The 6,448-nt window shown below is 42.8% G+C and carries 7 protein-coding genes and 1 pseudogene; 4 read left to right on the forward strand and 4 right to left on the reverse strand.

Features of this window, described 5'->3' with window-relative positions; translation table 11 throughout:
* Positions 1–272 precede the first annotated feature (272 nt).
* The gene (locus Q0C15_RS01600) at positions 273–1,505 is read left to right on the forward strand and encodes an RIO1 family regulatory kinase/ATPase (RefSeq protein ID WP_297215280.1); all 1,233 of its coding nucleotides are present in this window, start codon (positions 273–275) and stop codon (positions 1,503–1,505) included.
* Here the strand turns inward: Q0C15_RS01600 and Q0C15_RS01605 are convergent.
* The 4 genes from Q0C15_RS01605 to moaC all read right to left on the reverse strand — a co-directional run bounded on the left by Q0C15_RS01605 (position 1,489) and on the right by moaC (position 5,235).
* Positions 1,489–2,184: a hypothetical protein gene (locus Q0C15_RS01605; RefSeq protein WP_297215281.1), complete on the reverse strand. Its 696-nt coding sequence runs from the start codon at positions 2,182–2,184 to the stop codon at positions 1,489–1,491. The genes Q0C15_RS01600 and Q0C15_RS01605 overlap by 17 nt on opposite strands.
* 4 nt (positions 2,185–2,188) lie before the next feature.
* A complete protein-coding gene (locus Q0C15_RS01610) occupies positions 2,189–3,022 on the reverse strand; it encodes a vWA domain-containing protein (RefSeq protein WP_297215283.1) in 834 nt (277 codons plus the stop codon).
* 39 nt (positions 3,023–3,061) lie between these two features.
* Positions 3,062–4,651 (reverse strand): radical SAM protein, encoded by a 1,590-nt coding sequence (locus tag Q0C15_RS01615; protein WP_297215285.1) that lies wholly within the window; start codon positions 4,649–4,651, stop codon positions 3,062–3,064.
* Positions 4,652–4,803: 152 nt separating this feature from the next.
* Positions 4,804–5,235: a cyclic pyranopterin monophosphate synthase MoaC gene (gene moaC, locus Q0C15_RS01620; protein WP_297215287.1), complete on the reverse strand. Its 432-nt coding sequence runs from the start codon at positions 5,233–5,235 to the stop codon at positions 4,804–4,806.
* Positions 5,236–5,319: 84 nt separating this feature from the next.
* Between moaC and Q0C15_RS01625 the strand changes: the two genes are divergently transcribed.
* The 3 genes and pseudogenes from Q0C15_RS01625 to Q0C15_RS01630 form a co-directional block, all read left to right on the forward strand.
* Positions 5,320–5,808, forward strand: a complete 489-nt coding sequence (locus Q0C15_RS01625; protein ID WP_297215289.1) for a MogA/MoaB family molybdenum cofactor biosynthesis protein — start codon at positions 5,320–5,322, stop codon at positions 5,806–5,808.
* Between the two features lie 63 nt (positions 5,809–5,871).
* Positions 5,872–6,189: pseudogene (locus Q0C15_RS07990) on the forward strand (zinc ribbon domain-containing protein); the annotation flags it as partial.
* A 46-nt stretch (positions 6,190–6,235) separates the two neighbouring features.
* On the forward strand, positions 6,236–6,448 hold a 213-nt coding region (locus Q0C15_RS01630), incomplete at its 3' end, for an archaellin/type IV pilin N-terminal domain-containing protein (RefSeq protein WP_297215291.1).

Genomic DNA, 6,448 nt, shown 5'->3' on the forward strand with positions numbered 1-6,448 from the left:
ATAGACGATGCAATAGCACGTGCCAAGGAATATGCACGGAATCTGGGCGGATCCGTGATCTGAATCCGTCCGGAATCTACCATTTCTGCTTCTGCGACCAGAAGGGATCTTGTAGACAATAATTATCAATTTTCATCCCTTCAAAAACATGATCTGAACCGCATATTGACGGCCATAATCTAGATTCTCATATGCTATTTTCATCTTCCATACAGTCAGATGATCCACCCGTAACGATAATTTTAAATTTTGTTCAGACTTAATTTCCTGATTTGAAAACACAGATCAGAATCGCGGCACTCATCGGATCAATTGTTTCTCTGTTTACTGCAGTATACGTATTCATTGCGTACGTATCGCCTTGGGTACCGTTCCTGTTTTATATGAAAGAATATCTCATATGGATCAATGCTCATACACATATGGTATTCTATCTCCTCATAGCCGCTGGTGTGATATTCGCATACATCTATTTTTCAGACACTTCGGCACCTTCCCCCAAAGTTGATCATTCCGGCTCCACGCCTGTTGAAGAGATCCAGCAGAAGAGCAATGCGGATCATGAATACCAGAATGTTGAAAAACCCAGCTTCAGGGAGATTAAGAAGTGGCCAAGTCAGTTTGATTACGCACAGGCCTTCCAGAACCTGACCTATTCTCTCTCTGAGGATCTGAAAAATTATAAACTGGTCAGGAACCCGAACGTGAAGATGGCTGGAAACACCATATATTCATCTGGAAACTATGGTATAATATTCAAACTGGAAAATGGCGGCTCATACTACGCAATAAAATGCTTCACTAAAGGATCCGATCTACACAGACGCTATTTTGAACTAGGCCGTCATCTGCAGGGGAAAAAGATCTCATGCCTGGTACACTTTGAATACATAGAAAATGGCGTGAGAACGATGAAGGATCCCAATCAGTATTATCCGGTTCTGAAAATGGATTGGGTTGATGGGGATTCGCTCTATACATTCCTGAAGAAAAACATAGACAACGGCAAAGAGATAAGAAGGATAGCGGGAGAATTCATGAACATGGTCATGGAACTCAAGAGAAATAATATGGCACATGGAGATCTTTCCAACGATAACATACTCGTGAGCAACGGCAGAATAGTATTCGTGGACTATGACGGTATGTATGTACCTGCGCTGAAAAATATGCCATCAAATGAGAACGGGCATGAAAACTTCCAGAGGCCCGACAGGAAGCCGGCTGATTTTTCCGAGGACATGGATGATTTCTCAGCCCTGGTGATCTATACATCCCTCTATGTGCTCTCACTGAGACCTGAGGCATGGAAGTTCAACGGAGACGATCCAGACGCGCTTCTATTCAGGAAGGCTGATTTTTTGAACCCGGATAAATCCGAAATCTTCGCATACATTAAAACCATGGGTGGAAAATCCTGGAAGCTCGCATCGATGATAATAAAGGCACTGAATGAGAGAGATCGGACGAATATAGATCTGAGGAAAGCTATTTCAGCGAAATGATCGCGAAGGTCACGTCATCGTTCTTCATATAACCCGAGTTTATCAGATCGCTTATGAAGTCGCGCTCATCGTCTGCATGATCCATCAATGCCTTCCACGGCCTATGTTCCGTATTTTTTAGGATCCAATGGGCCAGAGAATCCGTGGCCATTATCAGGATATCATTTTCTGAGATCTTTCCCTCCATGAAATTGGCCCACCTTATCGATCTTCTCGTTCTGAGCAGTGGATTTCCTGTCCATATCAGCTTCGGTGTGTTTCCAAATTCAGAGGCATTCTTCACAGGAAAGCTCTTCAGCCCGTCTGAAGATACAATGAAAAGGCAGGTATCACCAACTGCCACGGATCTGAATTCGTGTCCTGCAATTTCAAGCCCTAGAAATGTGGACATGGAACCCCTTGCAATTTTGTTCCTTACGAACCACCTCATATTATCCCATGGAAGCTTTGATCTCCACAAGCCAACTGCAGTTTCAACCATATCATCGATCTTCATGTCGTATTTTCCTTGAATAAAGGTCTCGACAAGAGATCTAGCCCATTCATTTGAAAAAACAGATTCCGAAGATCCATCTGCCATGGCAAAAAGACCTTTCTCCGTATCATAGGAGAAAGCGTCCTCGTATTCACTCTCACTGTTACCGATCTTCGGCTGATGGTAGTGGAATAATCTTATCATCCGTTCATTCCATCGAGCTTATTGCGCCTCTGGTACCTATGTCTATAAATTCTATCATCTGCTCAAGCTGAGCATTAAACACATAGGATCTGGATCCATCCTTTATTTCTGGAAAAGTTTCAATTGCATAATTTATATACTTCGTTGGCAGAACGCTCGACATGCGGAACAGCGATCTGGCGTACATATCATTGGGAAGCTGGTTCTCAGAGTACGGGAATGAAAGAGGTGCCGAATTCTCAGTGGACAGATGACAGTTCCATATGAGGGGATTGCCATCTTCGGTCTCCATGCTCATTATGGACTGAGCCACAGGATAGGGATCACCATCTGTAGACTGTCCGTCCGTTATATTTATGACCACGGGGGGATATGATGATGGGTGATCATTAATCCAGCTTTCTATCGCCTCCTTCGCCATGTTCAGCGCTTTGACCATGGGTGTATCGCTGTTGGCAACGGGCTCAAACCAGACACCAAATTCGTATTCAACATCAACTGTTCCGCCAGACCCATCAGGAACCTTCATCATCCTCTTCTCAGTTCTGATTGGATTGTCGGCAAGTTTGGAGACCGGCACCACGCCCCCCTCAAGAAGATATGAAGCCTTGCCCTTTTCTCCACCATAGCCTATGACACCAACATAGAAGTAATCGCGAACTCCGTCATTCTTGGTGCATCTCATTATCAGCTCTCCTATCTGCCTGTTTATAGCATCGGCCGCTTCTTTTGCCTTAGATTCATTACCTCCCGCCATCTTCCTTATCATAGATCTTGACTGGTCAATCAGAAAGATAAAGAGGCCCGGGTTCCTTCTGCTTATTTCAGCGTCATACATTGTTATTAATAAACGTCATACATTAATAAATATTTTGTTTCACTGCATTTTTATCTTAAAATATGGATTTTTAATATCTGTCTCCTTATAGACTATGGAACTGGAATCGGCGATGAGTTCTCTGATTCTATCGTCCGATATCACGTTGTGCCTCATGCCATTCTTGTAAATTATGGCCGTACGCAGTATGTCAGACGGAAGCTTTAATATATCTTTGATGTAGGAGGGCATCATCCTCAGGATGAATCTCTGGGCATTCATCATGATGTCTCCTTTAAAGCCCACCGCTTTCACATTATGAAGTCTATCATGAAGCCATTTATAAGCATAGAATGAATAATAGCCATACGCAGTAAGAGCCTGGATTATTGCTGGATTGACCTTTGTCTTTGCGACAGGTGTGAGTATGTCATATCTAGACCAGTCGAGGGTGAATATACCTCTGTTCTTTAAGGCATCGAGGAAGATTCTCGTTCCAGGCAGCGGAGTATATGTGCTGATCTGAATCGCATCTATACCTGCACGGGCCAGTGCTCTTGAGAACTTTATTGTTTTTATCATATCGCTGAATCTCTCGTAAGGTGCCCCTAGCATCATCCCACCGAGGACAACGACGTTATTCTGATTGAGTACTCTTACAGCATTTATCGATGAGCTTGTCATTATACCTTTGTGCATCGCCTTCAGGATCTCCTCGCTCCCAGATTCTATTCCCAGGAAGGCTATTGTGAGCCCAGCTCTGCTTGCCTTCTTAATCAGTTCAGGGTTCTTAGCGGTGACATCGGCCCGCATCTGGACGATGAACTTGAGCCCAAGATCCTCGTCTATTATCCTGTCAAACAGATCCGATCTCTGTTTGATGTTTGGATACACTATGAATATATCATCGGTGAAAAATACCCATCGGTAACCCAGTTTTTTCACAGTTCTGAGCTCCTCCATTATGCGGTCATTTGATTTATTTCGCCATTTGTTTCCCCATGTGGGTGTGACGGAGCAGAAATCGCATGCGTATGGACAACCTCTGGAAGTTTCAACAGTGGCTACGCTTCCCTCCCCGAAGACCTTGAATGTATACTTATCCTTCTCGACAAGATCGAAGGCCGGTATGGGCAACCTATCAAGATCATCGATGAGTTCTCTCCTCTCTGTGCGAATTTTCAGATTTCCGCTTTTATATATGATGCCAGGAATGTCTGAGAAATCTCGCCCGTCCCTGTAATGATCCAGTATATCTCTGAATGTCTCATCGCCCTCTCCGAGAACTATAACGTCGAATCCGTTGTCAAGCAGTTCGCCTGGTACAAAAGTTGCTTGATGCCCTCCAGCTACCGCAAGCGGATCGTAAATTTTCTTTATGCGTTTTATCAGATCCTGAGAGAATGCATGCGCGGCGGTCGCATGAAGCGTTATTCCGATTACATCAGGCCTCCATCCATCGACGTATTTTACCATATCATCCATACTTAGATCATCGGCTTCCATATCGATGATCCTAACGTCGCTGATGCCTACGGATCTTGCCTGAGCAGCCAGAACCTGAAGCCCAAGCGGAGTTGGAAGAAAACCGAACTTTGTGGTGTAACCACTCCCAGTTGGATTTAGAGGCTTTATCAGTAAAACTTTCATAACTTAATAATTCGTTATAATATAAACGCATTATTGAAGATTTAAACTACATATTATTGATCCGCCAGATCCTCATTCGATATGAAAATATCATATAGTCTCTAGGCTATTTGATTGAAAACGATCTTTAATTTAATTGTGAAATCTCAATATTATAGAGGATTCTTCTTTTTTTCCAGTACCCGGATGTTTTCAATTTTCGTCTCAGGATAATTGCCAGTTTCGTCCTTTTCCAGATACTTCACCATGTCCCATATGTTTAGCAGCGCACCGGAGACGCAGTTAATGGCCTCCATTTCTATGCCTGTCTTGTACGTTGTTGTCAGTGTGCATGAAACTTCAACATAATCCTCACCAGTTTTAAAATCTACATCCACTCCCTCAATCGGTATATTATGACAATATGGTATATTCAGAAATGTATTCTTAGCATGCTGTGTCCCCACGACGCGGCTCACCTCAAATACGTCGCCCTTTTTCACATTATGTTCTTTTATTGCCTTAATCGTCGATTTCCTGAGATGTATTCTTCCGACGGCAGTAGCTGTCCTGATGCTTATATCTTTTTCTGATATATTTATCATTGCTGCAGTATATTTTCATTGGATTTAACTCTTTAATACTGAATGAAGCAAAGATAGATATCGATACTAAACTGTTACTGATATATGGAACAAAAGGTGCATCATGGTGAAAGGCACTATAATTTAAGAATAAAGATCATCACTGTATCAAGCACAAGGACCCTGGAAACAGATGAATCTGGAAAAATACTTGCTGAACTATTCAAAAATTACAGGGTGAAGAGATCGCTGGTTAAAGATGATCCAGTACAGATACTGTCTGAGCTGTTTATTGACTTTAGCGAGTATGATGCTTTCGTTTATAATGGGGGAACCGGTGTAAGCAGATATGATGTTACTTCAACAACCCTGAGAAAGGTTGCCGATAAACAGGTGGCTGGTTTCGGAGAGATTTTCCGGAGGAGAAGCGAGGAACAGGCTGGAATTTTCGCCTATCTCTCATCGGCGGATCTCTTTATAATCTTTGGAAAACCTGTTTTCTCCCTTCCGGGTTCTCCCAAAGCACAGGATATAGGTGCGCACTTGATACTTGAACTGATCGACCATATAATATATGAAACAAGGAAGGAATGAACAGTATTCACATAGAACGCATTTTCATTAAGAATTTTCAAGTTGGCAGCTACGTGTTTCATTTTGAGAAAGCATATCCTTCACTCCAACTTCTCCAAGTTTATGATCTACTTATCCTTCAAGGCTAGCAGAGCTGGTAGGAGGGCAGTGAAAGTAGATCCTAGGAACACTTCCAAGACATGTGCTAGATGCTGTTATGTAAAGAAATATCTAACTTTATCAGACCGTGTATTCTCATGTCCTAAATGCGGTTTGACTGCAGACCATGATTATGATGCTTCTCTAAATATTATTCATGCGGGGTCGGCACTGCCCTCAGAGCCTGTGCACAGGGAACCCCTGTTATATATTCCCTTCTCAGCGGGGGTGTATGCGAAATGAAGCTTAAGCGAAGTAACTGTTTTAAGCATGTATCTAGTATTCCATTATGCATGATAAGGCCGTTTCACCGATCATAGCCACGATACTACTGATCGCTATAACGGTCACCTTGGCTGCAACTTTCTATACAGAGGTGTCACCATATTTTTCTCAAAACCAGTATTTTACCCCTCAAGCTCAGATACAGGTCATAGCTGGAAACCAGACTCACGCATATGCCTATTACATTTATGTATCGTATTTTCCGGGATCGCTGGCT

The sequence above is a fragment of the Thermoplasma sp. genome (assembly GCF_023256435.1).
GTDB lineage: Archaea > Thermoplasmatota > Thermoplasmata > Thermoplasmatales > Thermoplasmataceae > Thermoplasma.